The organism is Anaerovirgula multivorans (genome assembly GCF_900188145.1).
GTDB classification, from domain to species: Bacteria; Bacillota; Clostridia; order Peptostreptococcales; family Natronincolaceae; genus Anaerovirgula; species Anaerovirgula multivorans.
The window spans coordinates 53,893-72,875 of sequence record NZ_FZOJ01000007.1; the positions used below are offsets into that span (position 1 = coordinate 53,893).

Here is an 18,983-nt window from a genome sequence, read left to right on the forward strand (position 1 = left end):
CTTAATAATTATCCCTCTATGCTTTTTATAAAACTATCAACTTCCTCCGCCCATTAATCATAGTGTTTTTATCAGTTGGAAAATGAGATGCATTTTCAATTACTACGTGCTTTTCCCATTTTTCAATCACCTCTTTTCCAAACCATCTTTCTATATAATTCTTCCAGTAATCACTTCCAGTATACATATTACTCCTCCTTCTTTAAAAATTAAAAAGCGAGACTTTTAGATTAACAAGCCATTTATCAATGACTTACTAATCTAAAAGTCTCGCTTCTTTAAGATAGTCTTAAAGCAAATAAAACCAGGATTTCTCCAGTGTGTTGATTTTATTTTTGGCTTAGCCACAGCTACTCCCTTTTAGAATCTACCCATAATTTAACACACAGTTAATATCATGTCAATAACAATTCATCATTTTTGAAGGACAGACTAAGGGACAGGGATTTGTCTGCTGCCAAATTATCAAATATTATTCTCTAGTAATTTGTTCGCTTACAGCCCTCTTAATCCGTTATAAATTTTTAAATTGATGCTCTTCATATCCTTCTATGGAGGGTAATAGGCCAGCAAAAAAATTATGCTTATAGAATATGACTTCAATATTCCATAGCGTTCATTAAGCCTACTGTGTCTTACTTTATTATCTTCTTCTATTTCTGATCAAAATAAGTCTCAGTAGTTGTGCGATTCCACTTGCCATAGCTGCCACATAAGTTAAAGCTGCAGCCTTAAGTACACTCTGTGCTCCCTTTGCTTCTTCATCCACAATAAGTCCATTGGCGTCAAGTAACCGTAAAGCCCGACTACTAGCGTTAAATTCTACTGGTAGGGTAATAAGTTGAAAAACAACTGCTGCTCCAAAGAGTAAAATGCCTACATCCATTAACCCTCCAAGACTTGGGATCAGTAACCCTATCATAATGAAAAACCAAGCAGCAGAAGATCCAAATCTTGCCACAGGAAAAACCATATTTCTTAGAGACAATGGTATATATCCATTTGCATGCTGAATTGCATGCCCTACCTCATGGGCAGCAACACTAACTGAGGCAATAGAACTGCCTTGGTATACTTCCCCAGACAGCCTTAATACACGCTTTGTTGGATCATAATGATCACTTAACTGTCCCCTTGCAAGCTCAATCGGTATATGCTGTAATCCATGTTGATCTAAAAGTGTTCTGGCTACTTGAACCCCTGTATATCCCTTTCGTGTTGGTACCCTTAAATATTTGGCAAAATTTGATTTTACTTTTCCTTGAGCATAGAGGGTAAAGATAATTGCAGGAATTAAAATAATCATCGTTGGATCAAATCGAAAAAAACCATATGGAAAAAACATTTTTCTCACTCCTTAATATAATTTGATAAACTTCTTATTAAAACAAACATATTTCTTTCATTCAATATTAACTATCAATCTATTTTGTTAAATTGAAATGTTGTGTTAAAAAATCATGGGGAAGATAAAATCTTTCATTATTAATAAAGATTTCTTGAGTACCATCATTGAAATCAATTGCTTCTTTAATTTCATTGATCTCCTTATGGATGTTTTCCATTTTCTTATCTAATTGTGATATTGAATTTGCTGTTTCCTTAAGCTCTGTCACTAATCTTTCAGGAATCTCTTTACCATACTTATAGTAAATTTTGTGTTCTAAACTTGCCCAAAAATCCATAGCGATAGTTCTAATTTGCACTTCTACATAGGTTTCTTCTACTCTGTCAGACATAAAAATGGGAATTTGTAATATCAAATGCAGGCTTTTGTAGCCATTAGGCTTAGGATTTTTTATATAGTCCTTGCATTCAATAACTTTTATATCACTTTGATTTTGTAGCATGTCACTTAATTCGTAAATATCAGAGATAAAAGAACAAGTAATTCGAATGCCAGCGATATCTTGAATATTTTCTTTTATCGAAGACAATGAAAGCCCATATCCTTTTCTATAAACTTTTTTTACAATACTCTCTGGTGTTTTAAGTCGAGATTTAACATGTTCAATGGGATTATAATCATGAATATAATGAAATTCTTGCTTCAAAATATCAATTTTTGTATTTACCTCATCCAATGCAAATTTATAAGACATCATAAATCGAGTTAACTCTGTTTTTATTGATTCTATTTGCTTTAAGTCAATGTTTTTTTGTTTGATTTCCATTTTCTCTCACTCCTTTATCATCGTTGCCATATAATAATAAATTATTGGCTTTTTCGGATTTTTTTCTTTTTTCAAGTCACAACTCCCTTTTGCAAAATAATTTTCTGTCGATATTTTTTACCACTCTCTTGCATGATTTTTTAGGTTATAACTTTATTATATAAATTTAATGTGAACTAAATATGAACTATTGTAAACAAGAATTTATCTTAGCCATAAAAAAGCCTTCCTTTGGAAGATCCATAGGTTGGCTTTCGATGAAACAAGTAAGCGACTGACACGAAATCCTAGAGAGCCTACAACTTTTCAATACTGTAACGGTAACTTAACAGTAAAGGTAGATCCTTCATTCAGCTTGCTTTCCACATAGACATTACCACCACACAAATCCAGAATACGCTTTACAAGGGATAAGCCTAGCCCGCTGCCCTCATAAGAATGAGCTTTGTCCCCTTGATAAAACTTCTCAAAAATACGCACCATGGTTTTTTCACTCATACCGATGCCATGATCAGTTATTTTGACTTTTACAGTAGTGGCTGTTTGATTAAGTCTTATATCGATTATGCTATTGCTATTTGAAAACTTGATGGCATTACCTAAAAGATTCATCCAAACCTGTTGAAGTAGTTCCTCATCTCCTTGATACTGAACTTTATCAAGTTCAATATCAAATTCAATATTCTTTTTACTCCACTGATGCTCAAGAAGTAAAATACTTTTTCTTATTTGTTCATCCAAAGAGAATGCAATCTTTTTCTCGACTTTTTCCTGATTTTCAAGCTTTGAGAGCTTTAATATATTGGAAGAAAGATTAGACAATCTCGCCGTTTCTTCAACAATAATATTGGTGTATTCCTGTTTCTCCTCCTCGGATAAATTGCCTTTTTGTAACAATTTAGCAAAGCCTTGGATCGATGCAATCGGTGTTTTAAACTCATGGGATACATTGGTGATAAAATCCTTGCGAAGATATTCTATATTTTTTAGTTCCCTTGTCATTTTGTTGAAGTTCTTTGTAAGCTGTCCAATCTCATCATAACTTTTATTTTCAACCTGTATATCAAAATTACCCTTTGCCACTTCTTGTGTAGCTGAAGTTAGTTTTAATATTGGTTTAACTACTCTTTTAGCTAATAATATAATTAACAATGCTCCTATAACAACGTATAAAAACAGTGAAAACCATACACGAGATGCAACAATTTTAAAGATCGTATTATGAGGATGAAGACTGATTTGGATATAATCATCCCCTAACATTAGTATTGTAGTTGGATCACGAAATCTGCTGTGGGACATAAAAAGAATTTCATGATTTTGGATTTTTTCTAATTCCTCCTTGGTTATTTCCATTAAGCCAATATCTTCAATTCTACGGACATCATACATAGAAGTAGGTATAATGTTAACAATTTCCTCTATACTTAAATCTGTTTTTTGTTCTAATCCTAATATAGAAATGGCTATTACTTCTTGATTCAATTTCATTTCATTTTCGATATTATGAGTAAAAAGAGTTGATACAAAAAAAGATAAAGCTGAGGAAATACAAATGAGAAAAATAAAAAACAAGGCTAATTTCACGGTAATCCTTTTCATATTTTTATCTCCACCTTATACCCTAAACCTCGAACTGTCACGATCTGAAACTCTGGAAAATCAGCAAATTTTTCTCTTAATCTCTTAATATGAACATCTACTGTACGTTCGTCAGCTTCTGATTCCAACCCCCATATTTCATCCATGAGCTGTTGCCTTGTAAATATGTGTTTAGGATAGCTCAAAAGCTTAAATAGGAGATAAAATTCTTTTTTAGGTAGAAGGATAGAACTCCCTTTTTTATTAACAGTTAAAGTATCATAATCAAGTTCTACTTCACCAATTGTTAGACGATGCTCATTGATGATCCGGGAGCGACGTAATAATGCCGCTACTCGTAAAACCATCTCATCCATATCAATGGGTTTTACCATATAATCGTCAGTTCCCACAAAAAACCCTCTCTTTTTATCATCAAGGGTTTCCTTTGCAGTCACCATCAGAATTGGTAAATTATAATTTGATTTTCTGAGTGCATCGGTTAAAGTATACCCGTCCATATTTGGCATCATAATATCACTAATCATCAAATCTACATGGGATGCATCCAGCATCTCTAAAGCCTGTAACCCATCTTTAGCACTTACGACCTCATACCCATGTTGTTTTAAAACAGCCATCATCAATTTTTGAAGATTTTTATCATCTTCAACCACTAGAATATTAACCATATATCTCACCCCTAGCCAATAGTATTCCTTTAAAATATAAACAAGATACCAATCAAGGGCTTACCTTTCGTCATAAAATAAGTTTTTAATTGATTTATTTACACACTTCTCAAGGCATCAATTGGATTTAACACACTTGCCTTTCTTGCAGGTGCCCATCCAAAGATGATTCCCACTGCAGCAGAAAAACCAACGCCTAGACCTATGGCTCCACTAGATGGAACAAAGGTAAACCCAATTACATTCGATACAATCCATGATATACCTAAACCTAATACAAGTCCAATCAGACCACCCAGTAGAGAAAGAAAAATAGACTCAATCAAGAATTGTAGCTGAATACGCTTCGGTTCTGCCCCTAGTGCTTTACGTAACCCAATTTCTGTGGTTCGTTCTGTCACAGATACTAACATCATATTCATAATCCCAATGCCACCTACTAACAATGCAATGGATGCAATACCTGCCAACATCATAGTCATCATATCAGTCATACTATTCATCACATCCAGCAAATCCTCCATATTAATAATACTGTAACTGTTTTCTTTATAATTGAAAGCTTGATTCAATATGAGCTCTACGTTTTGAATGACTTCATCTGTTTTATTTGAATCAGAAACCAGTAATTCAAGAGAGGATGTATTTCCAACCCCTGCGATTCCCATTGCAGTTTGATAAGGAATAATTACTTTACTTTCCGAGCCCGACCCTCCCATAGACATCATATCTGTTGAAATATCATTATTTGTTACACCTACTACAGTATAGGTGGTCCCATTAATTTGCATTGCTTCACCGATGGAATCTTCTCCCCAAAATAAATCTTCTTCAAGAGTCTCATTGATGATGGCTACCCTATTTTTACTTTCCATATCCAAAATATTGAATCCTCTACCTCGAGAAATCAAATCAGGGTTATGCTGAAAATAGACTTCGTTTTTACCTTCAATTCTAATTCCTTCCTCTACCGAGGCATTTCTAACAACGGAGCCCTGAATAGAAAGTGTGGGAGATACCCCTTCGACATCTTCAATATCAGAGAGTCTCTTAATATCGTTGTCGGTTAACCCTTGTTTGAGAGGAGTACCAGGAGCTTGTATCGTAATTTTACCAGCACCTAAACTTTCAAACTGGTTAGTAACCTCACCTGTTACGCCTTGTACAATTGTAATCAAGGCAATAATAGAGGTGACACCAATGACAATACCTAGTGTTGTCAGAAAGGACCGCATTTTATTATGAGATATATTCTGCCATGACATCTTTATACTTTCTCTAATCATCCTCAACTACCTCCTCTAACAAATTACCATCAAGAATTTTTACAAGTCTACTTGCTTTTTTAGCAATATTCACGTCATGAGTAATCATAATAATGGTTCGCCCTTCTTCATGTAGTTCACGAAAAAGCTCCATCACTTGCTGTCCTGTTTTTTGATCCAGGGCTCCTGTTGGTTCGTCTGCCAGAAGAATGGTTGGATCAGTAGCCAATGCCCGTGCAATTGCCACCCGTTGCTGCTGACCACCAGATAATTGGTTTGGATAATGGTTTACTTTTTCTTCTAGTCCAACCCGCTCCAGCATCTTCTGGGCTTTTTTTCTTCTCTCAACTGCGGGGACTCCTGAATAAATTAATGAGAGTTCTACATTTTGAATTGCTGTAAGTCTTGGTAATAGTTGAAAGGATTGAAAGATAAAGCCTATCTCTTTACTACGTATTTGAGCCAATTCAGTTTCACCAAGGTCCGCAATGATACGATTAGAAAGAATATATTCTCCACTGGTAGGCATGTCTAAGCAACCGATAATATTCATCATTGTAGATTTCCCTGAACCTGAAGGCCCTAGGATAGAAATAAATTCTCCCTTGCAAACCTTAAGATCAATTCCTTTTAAAATAGCCTGCTCTTCATCTCCCATTTGATAAACTTTTACAATGTCTTTCATACAAAGAATTTCTTTACTCATCATTTAGCACCTCCTATTGGTTTCTCATCATACTAGAAGGAGATGTAATTGTCCTATTGTCCCTAGGAATGAGAACGACTTCACCTATCTTTACTCCTTCAAGAATTTCAACAGTATTACCATCATTGATTCCTACTTTAACAGCTTTGGTAACAACTTTATCGCTGTTGTCCCTATAATATACAAAAGGCTGATTTTGATGATCAAATTGTAGTGCTTTCATAGAGAGGGTAGTGGCATTAGGAGCGCTTTGACTAAGGATGCTTACCTCTGTGGACATGCCCATTAATAACTCACTATGATCCTCCAGATCGATGGAAGCTGTGAAATAAGCGATATCATTTACCGATGTTGCTTCTTTGGATACCTTAGCAATTTCACCTGTAATTTCCTCACCCAGTGCATTGACTAGTACAGTTACTTCTTGACCTGGTGACAATGAGGCAATATCATATTCATCAACCTTGATCACCACTTGTAAATCTGAGTAATCTGTAAGAGTTACCATATTTGCTCCTGCCATTAGGGTAGCACTTTCTTCAATTAAAACTTCGCCAACCTGGCCGTCAATCTTCGCTTTTATTTGTTGGCCTTGGGTGCTTTCAACCAATATATCATCTTTTTCTACAATGTCTCCCTCTTCAACATGAATTGTTTTTATTTGCATCATACTCTCTGCTATCACCATTTGTCTATTCTTTGCTTCAATATTACCGTTGAAACGATAATAGGTTTCAATGTCTTGTTTTCTTACTGTTTCTTCGTTATAGCTTTCTGCCTGTGGTCTCAATGTACCCCCTATCATTAAAGCTGCTATCAGCACACACACAATCCCTATAATCATGGTCTTGTTTTTATTAGATTTTTTTCTTTTCATTTTGTCTTCCTCCTTAGCTTGTTGTGTTTCTATTATAAAAAGTCAATGTGAACTCAATATGAACTATCTTAATCAGAAATATATACCAAGCATAAAGAAGAAAATACTTTAATAAAGGCTATGAACACACTAGAAAACAATTTCCATAACAAAGCATTCCCCCAAACTTTAAAATGCACCCTATAGAATAGATCCTCAAAAGAGCCTACTCTGCAGGGTACATTTCTTTTATCGTAGAGACGGTTCTTTTGATTAAATCATGATATATACCGCTTTTGCTTTTCTCTCTGGCAGTTCGTGGCATATTGATTGCTCCTTTATGTTTTCTTTTATTATACTACAACAGGAGTAATTAATCGGCAGAACCGTCCCATTGATTGCCAAAAGGAGTAGTTCTCAATGCTTTAATTATGATAAAATATAAAAATGAATCAATAAAGACTGATGCTTGTTGCCAAATTATCTTCTTGTATCTCTTCAACTTGTATAGGGGATAATTATGTCTGAGCAAGTTGTTACTATCAATGGATATCGGAGTAACGCCTTCATGAGGCAGCTAATGGTTCTATAGAATACTACATTGGAGGAGATTATGAAGAATTTTAAAAAATATTTAATTTTTTCCCTAGCTGTAGCAGTCTTCGGTGAAATTTATTTTTATCCCTTTAATAGTACGCTGCGATTTTCAGCAGCCATTATTGCACTAAATTTAATTCTCTTGGTAGATGAAGAAATTTCTCCTTTTTTCACTTGTGTCTTCTCAGGTATTGCTGTGTTCTTGCAAAGAAGTTTACTGGGGGTACTATTCTACTCCTTAGCACCACAAGATATTTTTCTCCTGCATGGTCCTTCTATTGTCTACTATATTATCTATGGAATATTTGTATCACTTTTGAAGATACAAGAAAACAAACACAGTCTTATAAAGATGATTATCTTTTTAGCCTTTAGTGATATAATAAGTAATACGACTGAAATTCTCATCAGACAAGATAAATTTCTTGCTCCTTTTCTTCAAATGATTATTTTAGTAGGAATTACTCGAAGTGTGAGTGCTTATTTGCTTTTTCTTTTTTATCGGAGGCAAGAGCTTTCCTTGGTTACTCGAGAACATCGGAAAAAGTATGCACAGTTAAACCTCTTGGTTTCTAGTATCCAAGCAGAGATGTTTTATTTAAAAAAATCTACTCGTGATATTGAAAATGTTATGAAAAAAAGCTATGCTCTTTATGAAGATTCTAAAGAGGATAGCGCTCTAAAAGAGAAAACGCTAAACATTGCCTTAGAGATCCACGAGATAAAAAAAGATTATTATAGGGTGCTAAAGGGTTTTGAAAGCTTTTTAGATAATTTCGAAGAAAATGGCAGAATGATGCTGACAGATATGTTTGCTATTATCCGCGAAAACACCTGGCGATATCTAAAGGAAAACCACCTTAATATTTCTATTGCCTTTAGTTATGAAGATAATTTTCAAGTACAAAAATATTATCATCTATTTACCATTTTAAATAACCTAATTATCAACGCCATAGACGCTTGTGAAGGCGATGGAAAAATCCAAGTATTTCAAAAAACCATTCAAGATCATATCGTATTTCAAGTTATTGATAATGGCAAAGGCATTGAAGAAGAGATTCTTCCTTATATCTTTAATCCAGGATTTACTACAAAGTATGATGAAAAATGTGGAACCCCCTCTACAGGAATTGGCTTATCTCATGTAAAAAGCATGGTGGATGAATTAAAAGGGCAAATAAACGTGACCTATGAAATAAAAGAAGGAACGATTTTTGAAATTGTAATACCAAAACAAATACTGATTGGGTGATATTGATGACAAGTACTTTTTTGATTATTGATGATGATATCAATGTAAGAAAAATGCTGACTTACTTAATTATAAAAAATAATTTAGGCAAGGTTGTAGAAGAACTAGACAACGGAGAGCATGCACCTGAAGAAATTATGTTTTATCAACCTGATATTGTCCTCATTGACTTTCTGTTACCACAAAAAGATGGTATTGAGATAATACAATCCTGCCGTTCTCTTGGATATAAAGGAAAATTTATTATGATTTCTCAAGTAGATAATGATAACATGATTGCAAAGGCTTACGAAAATGGCATTATTTTCTTTATACATAAACCTATTAATAATATTGAAGCTATTAATGTTATAAAAGGCGTATGTCAAACCCTTCAATTAGAAAGATCTGTCGCAATGATTAAGGATGCAGTCTTTCATATTGAACGAGAAAAACAGACAAATGTTCAAGACAATTGGAGAGAACAGATTGATTATATTTTTACAGACATAGGAATCATAGGAGAATCTGGGTGTAAAGATTTGATAAAGCTTATTGAAGAAATTGTTTCTCTAAAGAAGAAAAAAAAGTCTTCCAATTATCAACTACAGGATATCTATCAACAAATTGCTGAAGAAGAAAGGCTTCTTAACAATACTGTTATTCACGCAAGAACCATTGAGCAAAGAATCAGAAGAACGATCTTGAAGGCATTAGAAAATATTGCTGCATTAGGTAATGATGACTATTATAATAGTAAATTTATAGAACATAGTGGTGTTCTATTTGATTTTAAACAAGTAAAACAAGAAATCAACCATATAAACAATTCTAGAGAAGATAGAGGAAAAATTAGTGTGAAAAAATTTGTGGAGGGGGTTGTTTCTAAATTGAATTTTTAGAATCATGAATTATTTCTTGCATAATTCATAAAGGGATTGAATTATTTGAAATTTCCCTCTCACTTTTGTCGAGTCTTGTTACAACTAGTCGTATATTGTAGTGTACTCCTTATAATTAATATGTAAACGTTGTCTTATAAAATTATAGGAGGTATGCATATGGTATTACAACTAGATGTCATTCAATCGGTAGCTTTAGCAGTAGTGGTCTTACTTTTAGGACAAACAATCCGAGGAAAAGTAAAGGTATTGGAAAAGTTCTGTATTCCTGCACCTGTTATAGGTGGATTGATTTTTGCAATATTAGCTTTATTTTTAAGACAAGCCAATATCTTACAATTCCAAATTGACACTACGCTTCAAAGTGTCTTAATGACAGCTTTTTTCACCACTGTAGGTTTTACTGCTAGCTTAAAGCTGTTGAAGAAAGGCGGATTTCAAGTTTTATTATTCTTAATTTTGGCGATTGTTTTAGTATCTCTACAAAATGTTATTGGGGTTGCCCTTGCAAAGGTTTTTGATTTAAATGCTTTAATCGGTCTTTCTACCGGATCTGTTCCTATGACAGGAGGGCATGGAACCTCAGGTGCCTTTGCTCCTTTATTTGAAGAAAGAGGGGCTGTAGGTGCATCAACAGTTGCTATGGCTTCTGCTACCTTTGGCTTAATCTGCGGAAGTATGTTAGGAGGGCCTATTGCAAAGAGATTAATTGAAAAAAACAATTTGATGCAAGACCTAACTATGGTGGCTTCTACTCAAGCGAATGAGGAAACAACAACAGAAGCTTTGGTCCCTAAGAACTTCTCTACAGCAGCATTCCAAATTATTTTAGCTATGGGCATTGGTACAATTTTTTCAATACTTATCCAAAAAACTGGCTTAACATTCCCCTCTTACATAGGTGCTATGTTTGCGGCGGCGATTATAAGAAACATATCAGATATAACCCATGCCTACAAAGTGACAAGCACTGAAATAGATATTTTAGGTAATATTTCTTTGTCTATTTTCTTGTCTATGGCTCTAATGGGATTAAAACTATGGGAGTTGGCTGACTTAGCCGTTCCAATGTTTGTAATGTTATTTGTACAAGCGCTTCTTATGGGATTATTTGCTTATTTTATAACCTTTAACGTAATGGGAAGAAATTATGATGCAGCGGTTTTAGCAGGAGGACATTGCGGATTTGGTATGGGAGCTACTCCTAATGCTATCGCAAATATGGAAGCTATCTCAAGCAAATATGGTCCAGCTCCCGCAGCATTTTTCATCATACCTCTAGTAGGAAGTTTATTTATTGACTTTGCCAATGCTGGGATTATTACTGCTTTTGTAAATTTATTTTAGATTTAATTCGACGAGTGACAGCAAATAAAAATTAAATCATTGCGTATAAAAAGACGACTGAAATTTCCTTTTAAATTTCTCAGTCGCCTTTTTTATGTGTTGAACTCTGATTTTGAAGACCACTGAAAAATGTTTTTGTCATCCTGAACACTAGCGAAGGATCATTAAACCCTAGATTCTTCACTACGTTCAGATGTACTGACAAACTTCAAGATCTTTAGGCACATTGTTTCCCTCAAAAAAAAATTTTCACTTTCAAAACCGTAGACTGGTGCCTATTAAAATTTAGTTTTATAAGCATATATCCATAATCAGTTTGTTTACTCCATCTATTATTTGCTGGAGACTATGATTTTTTGTTCTCATACATACTCTGGCATCCTCATTGCAAAGGAAGCACCGCCTGCTTTCCAAGCCTACATTCTCTCGCCCTATTGAGCGACCATCTTCCCTATATACATCTATATCAAAGATTCTTCCCAGTGGATGATTGGTTTCTAAATTCAGCGCTGTTTTTTTAGCCTCCAATGATGTTAACTGCACCACCATTAAAAGACTCTTACCGTCCTCTCCTGAAAGGGTTTCTGTAAATATACTATGCTGAGTGTATCTAGCAATTAATAACTGCTGTAAAACTCCGAAGGCTTTTAGGGATTCCATGGTATTTTTATTATTGCCGGGATAATTGATCTTACCAGAAACCACCGGTAATTGATATCTATTTATTAAGTCCAATATAGTGTTGTATCTATCTTCCCTGGCCTTTAAAATGTTATTCATCAATGGGGAGAGTCACTCCTTTTTATTCTTTCTATGATAGGTTTTGCCTCATCTGATCTTAAAAATCCATAGGTTGCTGAATGAACTAAGCTCTGTATACTGTGCCAATCTCCAATTTTTATTAGCCTTCTTATTTCTGAAGCACTAATCGCTTTATCTTGAACATGAAGCCTATCTACTTCCACTATTTCTATTCCCTGCTTTGGTAATATTTGAAGCAATGCTTCATTATATTGGCTTGTAACCCTACAGTAGGGTTCTGTTCCAATATATCGTTTTTCGATATTAAAAACTGGAGCAATGTATTTTCCAAATATACCTGCATCCAGCTTTGTATAGGCTTCTAACCGCTCTCCTTCTAGTCTTAAAAAATAGGATGGGAAGGTAGTGGAGGAAATAATATAGCTTCCTCCTGCCAAAACATGGACGTTTTCTAAATCTGCCGTTCCTTTCCTGACAAGCTCTAGTCTCATTTCAAAGGGAAAAAGAGAACGATTTTCTTCTACTATAAACACCACTACTTCTTCATTTTCTTCAGCTGCTTTTTCTATCAAGTACCTATGTCCTAAAGTAAAGGGATTACAATTCATTACAAGAGCAGCTTTTTTCTCTGCAGAAAGCTCACTATTCATAAGCATTCTTTCTGTATATTTTTTTACATTAGCCATACCACCTTCTAGTAAGGAAACTTCCTCCACCGTGTGAACCTCATGATAATTAAGTCCTTTAAATATAGGTAAATTTTTGGGCTCTGTAAATACGAAGGACTCATATATCCCTCTGTCAAAAAGCTGATTAATGATATGGGTAACCAGTTTCGAAGCTATACCTTCCCCCTGCAGCCCTTCTTTTACCGCAAAACACTTTAACACCTTTCCTGCATAAGAGCACGTACCTAAAATTTCATCTTTAACTTTTGCTACAACTGTGTACTCTATATCTTTATCAAAAAATAGGTTAAAAGTTGAAAGAAAACCTTCAACTTCTAGCCTTTGGTTGGTGTTCAAATCTATTTTTTCAATGCGAATATCCTGCATAAAATCAATCCCTTATCTTTTTAACAACATCAATCACAGTACCATCTCGATATTCAACAACAGCCACCACTTCATCATCTAGATCAATTTTTTCTGGTACGCCTGTCATTCCTTCTGCTATTTCCTTTAAAGCTTTAATCGTCATAATCGGTAGGTTAGTAGCTTTTAGTTTTTCTATTAGATCCTGTCTTTTAGGATTTATGGCAATACCTCTTTCTGTTACTAGGACGTCAATGGTTTCTCCAGGAGTAGTAACTGTGGTAACAGCGTCTACAACAATAGGAAGTCTTCCTTTTACCAGCTGTGTAACAACAATAGCTAGCTTTGATCCTGCTGCCGTATCACTATGTCCCCCTGACCCTCCCATAATCATACCGCTTGAACCAGTTGTAACATTGACGTTAAAGTCTGTATCTATTTCTGTTGCTCCTAAGATCATTACATCAAGATTGTTTACAACAGCACCTTTATTATGGGGATTCCCGTACATAGATGCTGACATACCTTGGTGTTTTTTATTGTCTCTGTAGGATTCAACTGCTTTTAAATCAAAGCACTGAACATCGAAAAGGGATTCAAATAATCCTACCTCAAACATTTCTACCATATAACCAGTAATTCCTCCGGCTGCAAAGCTACCTTTGATATCCTTCTTTTCCATCAATTCTTTCACATAAGCAGCAACCGCTAGAGAGGTTCCACCAGCTCCTGTTTGGAAGGAAAAACCATTCTTTAATAGTCCCGATGTTTCTATCACCGTTGAAGTCATCTTAGCAATTTTCAATCCTACAGGATCCTTGGTGATTTGGGTTGTTCCCGATACGATGCCCTTTGGATCTCCTATACTCTCTACTTGTACAACATAATCTATATGTTCTTGAGTAATCTCAATAGGACATGCAGGATAGACGACAAGATTGTCGGTGATTGCTACTGTTTTTGCAGCATATACAGCGTCTGGAACAGCATAGCCTAAAGAACCACAGGCAGCCTCTCCATCTACACCATTGATATTACCATAGGTATCACAGGTAGGTGCCGCAATAAATGCTATATCAATGGAAATGTCTCCAGATTCAATTGCCCTTGCTCTTCCTCCATGGGTATGCATAATAGCTGGATTTTTTAATTCTCCTTTTGAAATCGCTTCTGCTACAGGTCCTGACATATAGTTTGCATAGATCCCAGTTACCGTACCATCTTTCATATGTCGAACTAAGGGAGCATGAATAGGGAATATAGAACTGGCTGCAACCTTGATATCCTTTACTCCGACTTTAGCAATTTCTTCTAATACCATATTTAATACGTAATCACCATTTCGCAAGTGATGATGAAAGGAAATCGTCATACCATCCTTGATATTACATTTTCTGATAGCTTCTTGAATAGATGCTAACACCTTCTTTTCCCCTGGTACTGTAGATTTTAGCATCACAGATTTCTTCTCTATCTCTCCTAAGCTTGCAAAAGCTCCTTTAAATGGTCTGACGGTTCCGTAGCCTTGGATAGATTCAGGAATTTCTCTTCGAAGTATATTTTTCATATCTACCACTCCTTTTTCCTTCGCTGCAGTGCTAAGACTCCCGCTAGTCTAAGCACTACATCCTCGAAGTAAATTCAACTACAATTCAGCGGGGACAAAATTTCCTATAGATGAACAACCTATAGATAATCAATGTTAAACTTTAATTTTGATATACACGGTCTACGGTTTCGCCCAAAACCATGGGCTGCAAATGTAGCCCTTAGTATATCAAAATTAAGTTCTATAGTTAGTTACCCATAATTGACCAACACGAAAGTTGCAAACCAAACTTTCGGTTGTCTACTTATGAATTAAGTTTCATTTTATCAAGCCTGCAAGCTTTGCTTTTTTCATTACATTTTCCGCCCTTGCAATAATCGGTGCGTCCACCATTTTTCCATCTAAAGAAAATACACCCTTACCCTCTTTTTGCGCTTCTTCCATTGCACGAATTACCCTTTGGGCATAGTCTATCTCTTCCTCTGAAGGTGCAAAAATTTCATGAATTGTATCCACTTGCCTTGGATTAATAGCAGCTTTTCCTGTCATACCTAATGATTTAGATGTATGAATATCCTTTGCAAAACCTTTACAATCATTCATATCAGCAAAGGGTGTATCAATAGCATCTATCTTATGGGCTCTGCAGGCGGCAGCAACCTTACTTCTTGCGTAGAAAATCTCTTCCCCTTCTCTCGTTCTTTTAATCCCAAGATCAGCGGTTAAATCCTCTGCTCCTAGCAGAATTCCTATTACCCTAGGAGAGGCTTTTATGATGCTGTGTATATTTTCAAGTCCATAGGCGGTTTCGATTAAGGGAAAAATCTTGATACTTCCCGCTTCAAATCCTTCCTCTATCTCGACTTTTGTTAAAATTTCACATACTGTCGATACATCTTCTTCCGTTGCTTTTGTTACCATTAAAGCATCAGGTTTTACTCTCCCTATTTCCTCAGCATCTTTTAAACCAAAGCCAGATGAAAGGGGATTGATTCTTGCAACAACTTCAGTATCATAAAAATCTACATCCTTTATGGCATTTCTTACTAATACCCTAGCTGCATCCTTTTCTGTAATACTTACTGCATCTTCAAGATCTAATATAATGCTGTCTGCCCCAAGAATGCCAGCACTTTGCAGCATACTAGGATTGTTTCCTGGCATAAATAGCATTGTTCTTCTAAGTCTCTCCATGAAATCACCCCTTACATTGCTCTTTTCACTGCAGTTTCTACTCTTGCTCTTATGGTATAATCTAGCGCTCCTCTATCTTTAGCAACAACATGAATATTTTTGATCTCCATGCTTTCTAATGTTTCTAAAATCACCTGTTTAATTTGCTTTCCGAACTGTTTCATCACAATGCTTTCAAGTTCAATGATAATCCCATCCTCATCATTAGGCTGAATCATGATATATATGTCATTGGATTCCATCGTACCTGCCTTTGCTGGAGCTTTAATCTTCATACCTGACACCTACCTTTGTGTTTCTAAATATTCTTGCTGTCCTATTTTATAATAATTGTTACCTTTTGCATCAATTACCACAACTAGTGGAAGCTCTTCAACATAGAGCTTTCTTATGGCCTCTGCACCTAAATCTTCGTAGGCAATGACTTCAGCCGACTTAACACATTTAGCTGTTAAAGCAGCCGCACCACCTATAGCTCCAAAATAAACAGCCCCAAAGGTCTTCATGGCTTCTATCACTTCCCCACTCCGCATTCCTTTTCCAATCATTCCCTTTAAACCTTTTTCTAAAAGTTGGGGGGTATAGGCATCCATTCGATAGCTGGTTGTAGGTCCAGCTGAACCTATCGGTTGTCCTTCCTTTGCTGGAGTAGGCCCTACATAATAAATCGCTTGATCTTCTACATCAAAAGGTAGATCCTTTCCTTCTGCTAAAAGTTCAACCAACCTTTTATGGGCAGCGTCTCTAGCAGTATAGATGGTTCCTGTAAGTAAAACACTGTCTCCTGCCTCCAGATCTTCTATTTTTTCCTTGGTTAGGGGCATTGTTATTCTTTTACTCATTTCATCAACCTCCTATAGATGGGCTTCCCCGTGTCTTGTTGCATGACAGTTTATATTCACTGCAACAGGCAATCCTGCAATATGAGTTCCGTAGGTTTCTACATTTACTGCCAAAGCTGTTGTTCTACCGCCAAATCCCTGTGGTCCTATTCCTAAATCATTGATTGTCCCTAATAACTCTTTTTCTAATTCTGCATAAAAAGGCTTCGAATTTCTTTCATTTGTGGATCTTAAAAGGGCTTTTTTGGCAAGGAAAGCAGCTTTATCAAAGGTTCCTCCGATTCCTATTCCTACAACAATAGGAGGACAGGGGTTTGGCCCCGCCTCCTTTACTACCTTAAGAACGAAATCCTTAACCCCTTCAATTCCATCCGATGGCTTTAACATTTTAATCTGACTCATGTTTTCACTGCCAAATCCTTTTGGGGCAACTGTGACCTTAAAGGTATCTCCCGGAATGATATCATAGTAGATAATGGCAGGAGTGTTATCCTTGGTATTTATTCTTTCAATAGGGTCATCTACCACAGATTTTCTTAAATATCCCTCTGTATAACCCCGCCTTACTCCTTCGTTAATGGCATCCTCTAAGCTACCTCCAACAACATGCACCTCTTGACCGATTTCTAAAAATACTACAGCCATCCCTGTATCTTGACACATGGGCCTTGCTTCATTTTTAGCAATATCTGCATTTTCCATTAATACATCTAGGATATTTTGTGCGATGGCAAAGTTTTCATTAGACCTTGCTTCCTTAAGTCTTGCCCTTATATCCTCTGTCAGATAGTAATTTGCATCAATACAAAGTTTTTTTACGGTTTTGGTAATTTCAGAGACGTGGATTTCCTTCATTGTACAGCACTCCTATTTATTTATTCTTCTCCTTACGCTAGTGCAAGTTCTCTTCTTTTTGCTAATGCCAACACTCTATTCATTTCGTTATTCACGATCATAAATCCTTCATCAACACCCATTCCCGGTTTTGCAAGACATTGGTCCGCACCGCAAGCGATAGCTATATTCGTACACACTTGAGCCGATCTATCAGTTTCGTTACAGGTTCCACCACTATAGGCACCTACTCCATTTTCTTTACAATATAAGATAGACTCTACGATGTTGTTAATTCCTCCAAGGTCTGGGGTTTTAATTTGAATCATATCTGCTGCACCCTCATCTACAAATAATTTGATGTCTTCCCATGTATTACACCATTCATCCGCAACAAGTTCAACACCAATGTTTTTAGCCTTTAAAGCAATTCTCAAGTCTTTTAAGGCTTTTACTTGTCCCCCTCTATTTTCAACATCCATAGGTCCTTCTATTCGAAGTTTGAAAGGAGCCGCAGCTTCTTCAAGTTCTCCAAGATAGTTTGCCATTTTTTCAGTATCATTATCAAAAGCTATACCAATGGTACCATAAACATCGATATGCATTATAAAACTATCTTCTTCACTAGCTCTTAAGGTTTCTATTCTGTTTTTTAACCAGCCAACATATTCCTTAAGCTTTTCACCATTTTTCCCTAGTTTTGTATCAACGTGATTGATCAATGCATGAGGAAGAACATCTGCCCCCTTGATGATCATTTTATCTACATTATTGTATCTATCATCCCCGGATTGGGTAAAAATAGGAATTCTTTTAAACTCTACATTTGTATTGTACTCTTTTTTAATGACTTCTGCCATTGTTATCTTTTTTGCTTTAGAAGCTGCATCAAGAATTCCTTGGGTGATACCATATCTGATGGCTGTATGAAGCTTTTTACCATCTACCACCATGTTATCAACTTCTTCAGCCAGCTCTTTAAAACTTGTAAGTTCTCTTCCAATAAGCTTTGGTGCAATATGTTTTTCGATAATTGGAATGAATTCATCCGCTAAGAATAGAGGATCTCTTCCACCTGCTCCTGAATATTGAACAGCAGCACAGTCTCCATAGGCTACTTGACCATCTTCTAGAATAAACATCACCGAAATGGACTCTCCAGCTTGTCTAACGCTTGTAAATCCCTCTGTAACAGCTTCACCTAGATAGGTAAACCCGTCATGCTCCGCCCCCTGCTTAATAGCTCTTTGATCATCAAAGTAAAATCCTGTTCTTCCAGATGAGCATACAATATCAATAATTTTCATGTCAACGATTCCCCCAAGTTTTTATATTATTTGTACTTCGGTGTATTGCTAAGACTCCCCTTTGACAAGTGCCAGTCTAAGCACTACATCCTCGAAATAAATTCAGC

At 35.8% G+C, this 18,983-nt stretch carries 19 protein-coding genes; 3 read left to right on the forward strand and 16 right to left on the reverse strand.

Annotated features, from left to right (window positions below):
• Window positions 1–25: 25 nt before the first annotated feature.
• The 8 genes from CHB72_RS26485 to CHB72_RS09055 form a co-directional block, all read right to left on the reverse strand.
• Window positions 26–187, reverse strand: a complete 162-nt coding sequence (locus tag CHB72_RS26485) for a hypothetical protein (RefSeq protein ID WP_176431285.1) — start codon at window positions 185–187, stop codon at window positions 26–28.
• Window positions 188–643: 456 nt separating this feature from the next.
• On the reverse strand, window positions 644–1,345 hold the full coding sequence (locus CHB72_RS09025) for a zinc metallopeptidase (protein ID WP_089282563.1): 702 nt from the start codon (window positions 1,343–1,345) through the stop codon (window positions 644–646).
• A gap of 79 nt (window positions 1,346–1,424) precedes the next feature.
• Window positions 1,425–2,174 (reverse strand): GTP pyrophosphokinase, encoded by a 750-nt coding sequence (locus CHB72_RS09030; protein ID WP_089282564.1) that lies wholly within the window; start codon window positions 2,172–2,174, stop codon window positions 1,425–1,427.
• Window positions 2,175–2,480: 306 nt separating this feature from the next.
• A complete protein-coding gene (locus CHB72_RS09035; protein WP_089282565.1) occupies window positions 2,481–3,776 on the reverse strand; it encodes a sensor histidine kinase in 1,296 nt (431 codons plus the stop codon).
• Window positions 3,773–4,447 (reverse strand): response regulator transcription factor, encoded by a 675-nt coding sequence (locus CHB72_RS09040; protein ID WP_089282566.1) that lies wholly within the window; start codon window positions 4,445–4,447, stop codon window positions 3,773–3,775. Before CHB72_RS09040 ends, CHB72_RS09035 begins: the two co-directional genes overlap by 4 nt.
• Before the next feature lie 98 nt (window positions 4,448–4,545).
• A complete protein-coding gene (locus CHB72_RS09045; protein ID WP_089282567.1) occupies window positions 4,546–5,733 on the reverse strand; it encodes an ABC transporter permease in 1,188 nt (395 codons plus the stop codon).
• Window positions 5,726–6,421 carry an ABC transporter ATP-binding protein gene (locus CHB72_RS09050; protein ID WP_330397023.1) on the reverse strand — a complete coding sequence of 232 codons (696 nt, stop codon included), beginning with the start codon at window positions 6,419–6,421 and terminating at the stop codon, window positions 5,726–5,728. Before CHB72_RS09050 ends, CHB72_RS09045 begins: the two co-directional genes overlap by 8 nt.
• A 10-nt stretch (window positions 6,422–6,431) precedes the next feature.
• Window positions 6,432–7,295, reverse strand: a complete 864-nt coding sequence (locus tag CHB72_RS09055) for an efflux RND transporter periplasmic adaptor subunit (RefSeq protein WP_089282568.1) — start codon at window positions 7,293–7,295, stop codon at window positions 6,432–6,434.
• Window positions 7,296–7,887: 592 nt separating this feature from the next.
• Between CHB72_RS09055 and CHB72_RS09060 the strand changes: the two genes are divergently transcribed.
• The 3 genes from CHB72_RS09060 to gltS all read left to right on the forward strand — a co-directional run bounded on the left by CHB72_RS09060 (window position 7,888) and on the right by gltS (window position 11,354).
• Window positions 7,888–9,126 carry an ATP-binding protein gene (locus tag CHB72_RS09060; RefSeq protein WP_089282569.1) on the forward strand — a complete coding sequence of 413 codons (1,239 nt, stop codon included), beginning with the start codon at window positions 7,888–7,890 and terminating at the stop codon, window positions 9,124–9,126.
• A gap of 5 nt (window positions 9,127–9,131) precedes the next feature.
• Window positions 9,132–10,007, forward strand: a complete 876-nt coding sequence (locus tag CHB72_RS09065) for a response regulator (RefSeq protein ID WP_089282570.1) — start codon at window positions 9,132–9,134, stop codon at window positions 10,005–10,007.
• 159 nt (window positions 10,008–10,166) lie between these two features.
• Window positions 10,167–11,354, forward strand: coding sequence for a sodium/glutamate symporter (gene gltS, locus CHB72_RS09070; protein WP_089282571.1), 1,188 nt, complete (start codon window positions 10,167–10,169; stop codon window positions 11,352–11,354).
• A 291-nt stretch (window positions 11,355–11,645) separates the two neighbouring features.
• Here gltS and citX read toward each other — a convergent pair whose 3' ends face one another.
• The 8 genes from citX to CHB72_RS09110 form a co-directional block, all read right to left on the reverse strand.
• Window positions 11,646–12,134 carry a citrate lyase holo-[acyl-carrier protein] synthase gene (gene citX / locus CHB72_RS09075; protein WP_141131374.1) on the reverse strand — a complete coding sequence of 163 codons (489 nt, stop codon included), beginning with the start codon at window positions 12,132–12,134 and terminating at the stop codon, window positions 11,646–11,648.
• The gene (citC, locus tag CHB72_RS09080; protein WP_089282573.1) at window positions 12,134–13,171 is read right to left on the reverse strand and encodes a [citrate (pro-3S)-lyase] ligase; all 1,038 of its coding nucleotides are present in this window, start codon (window positions 13,169–13,171) and stop codon (window positions 12,134–12,136) included. The genes citX and citC overlap by 1 nt, the downstream gene beginning before the upstream one ends.
• 4 nt (window positions 13,172–13,175) lie before the next feature.
• Window positions 13,176–14,717 carry a citrate lyase subunit alpha gene (citF, locus tag CHB72_RS09085; protein WP_089282574.1) on the reverse strand — a complete coding sequence of 514 codons (1,542 nt, stop codon included), beginning with the start codon at window positions 14,715–14,717 and terminating at the stop codon, window positions 13,176–13,178.
• 300 nt (window positions 14,718–15,017) lie between these two features.
• Window positions 15,018–15,893, reverse strand: a complete 876-nt coding sequence (locus CHB72_RS09090; protein WP_089282575.1) for an HpcH/HpaI aldolase/citrate lyase family protein — start codon at window positions 15,891–15,893, stop codon at window positions 15,018–15,020.
• Between the two features lie 11 nt (window positions 15,894–15,904).
• Entirely contained in the window at window positions 15,905–16,168 is a 264-nt protein-coding gene (citD, locus tag CHB72_RS09095; protein ID WP_089282576.1) for a citrate lyase acyl carrier protein, read from the reverse strand.
• Between the two features lie 9 nt (window positions 16,169–16,177).
• Complete coding sequence (locus CHB72_RS09100; RefSeq protein ID WP_089282577.1) at window positions 16,178–16,735, reverse strand: Fe-S-containing hydro-lyase; 558 nt, start codon at window positions 16,733–16,735, stop codon at window positions 16,178–16,180.
• 12 nt (window positions 16,736–16,747) lie between these two features.
• Entirely contained in the window at window positions 16,748–17,590 is an 843-nt protein-coding gene (locus CHB72_RS09105; RefSeq protein WP_089282578.1) for a fumarate hydratase, read from the reverse strand.
• Between the two features lie 32 nt (window positions 17,591–17,622).
• Window positions 17,623–18,876: a methylaspartate ammonia-lyase gene (locus tag CHB72_RS09110; RefSeq protein WP_089282579.1), complete on the reverse strand. Its 1,254-nt coding sequence runs from the start codon at window positions 18,874–18,876 to the stop codon at window positions 17,623–17,625.
• Window positions 18,877–18,983 lie beyond the last annotated feature (107 nt).